The sequence below is a fragment of the Protofrankia sp. Cr1 genome, assembly GCF_963555865.1.
GTDB lineage: Bacteria > Actinomycetota > Actinomycetes > Frankiales > Frankiaceae > Protofrankia.
The window spans coordinates 13,597-15,311 of record NZ_CAUVXO010000015.1 but is presented as its reverse complement, the minus strand read 5'-3'; the positions used below and the strand labels follow the sequence as shown (position 1 = coordinate 15,311).

Genomic DNA, 1,715 nt, shown 5'->3' with positions numbered 1-1,715 from the left:
TCCCTCGGTGACAACCGATGCCGGCACTTCCCCGGGGAGACCGCCATGGGGCACTACAAGAGCAACCTCCGCGACATCGAGTTCAACCTGTTCGAGGTACTGGGTGTCGACCAGACGCTGGGTCATGGTCCGTTCGCGGAGATGGATCGCCAGACGGCCCATGACGTGCTCGCCGAGGTCGACAGGTTGGCCACCGGTTCGCTCGCCGAGTCCTTCTCGGAGGCTGACCGCAACCCGCCGGTGTTCGACCCGGAGACCGGCACGGTCACGTTGCCGGCGGCGTTCAAGAAGTCCTATGCCGACCTCATGGACGGTGAGTGGTGGCGGCTGTTCCTGCCGTCACACCTGGGCGGTCTGGGTGCACCTCCGTCGGTCATCTGGGCCGCTTCGGAGCTGATCCTGGGGTCCAACCCGGCGGTGTTCATGTACATGAGCGGTCCGACCTTCGCCGGGATTCTCGACCGACTCGGCAATGCCGCACAGAAGAAGTTCGCCCGCCAGGCGATCGAGCGGCAGTGGGGCGCGACGATGGTGCTCACCGAACCCGACGCGGGTTCGGACGTGGGGGCGGGCCGCACCCGGGCGGTGGCGCAGGCCGACGGCACCTGGCATATCGAGGGCGTGAAGCGTTTCATCACCTCGGGTGACTGGGACATTCCGGAGAACATCTTCCACCTCACCCTTGCCCGGCCGGAGGGAAACGGCCCCGGCACCAAGGGCCTGTCCATGTTCCTGGTTCCGAAGTTCCTGGTGGATCCGGTGACTGGCGAACCCGGCGAGCGAAACGGCGTCTACGTCACCGGCGTCGAGAAGAAGATGGGCCTGAAGGTCTCCGCCACCTGCGAACTGCGGTTCGGCGAGAAGAACCCGGCGGTCGGCTGGCTTGTCGGGGACGTCCACGACGGCATCGCCCAGATGTTCGAGATCATCGAATATGCCCGGATGATGGTGGGTACCAAGGCCATCGCGACGCTGTCCACCGGCTACCTCAACGCCCTGGCGTTCGCGCGGACCCGGGTCCAGGGCGCCGATCTGACCCGGTCGACGGACAAGGCCGCACCCCGCGTCACGATCATCCATCACCCGGACGTCCGGCGGATGCTGATGGTGCAGAAGGCGTATACGGAAGGCATGCGGGCGCTCGTCCTCTACACCGCCACCGTTCAGGACCGGGTCGCCGCGGCCACCGTCGCGGGAACAGTAGACGATCTCGCCGAACGGCTCAACGACCTGCTGCTGCCGATAGTCAAGGGCGTCGGTTCCGAGCGATCCTATGAGCTGCTGGCGACGTCCCTGCAGGTTTTCGGTGGCTCGGGCTACCTGCAGGACTATCCGATTGAGCAGTACATCCGCGACGCCAAGATTGACACCTTGTACGAGGGCACCACGTCCATCCAGGGCCAGGACTTCTTCTTCCGGAAGATCGTGCGAGATCACAGTCAGGCGCTCACCGCGCTGTTCGCCGAGATCCAGACCTTCGCCAAGGACGGCGCGGGGGACGGTTCGCTACGCCGGGAACGGGAGATCCTGGGCGCCGCGTTGGAAAACGTGACATCCATGGTCGGTGTGCTGGTCGGCTTTTTCACCGACGCCGCGGCGGATACCCGGCAGGTGTACAAGGTCGGTCTGAACACCACGCGGCTTCTGATGAGTGTCGGCGACCTCGTCATCGGCTGGTTGCTGCTGCGCCAGGCCGAGGTCGCGACGGACGCGCT

1 protein-coding gene is annotated in these 1,715 nt (G+C 65.5%); it reads left to right on the top strand.

The genetic code is table 11. From position 1 onward, the window contains the following. Positions 1-45: 45 nt before the first annotated feature. Positions 46-1,715 (top strand): acyl-CoA dehydrogenase (locus tag U9980_RS03060; RefSeq protein ID WP_322766586.1); only part of this gene is annotated, 1,670 nt, incomplete at its 3' end.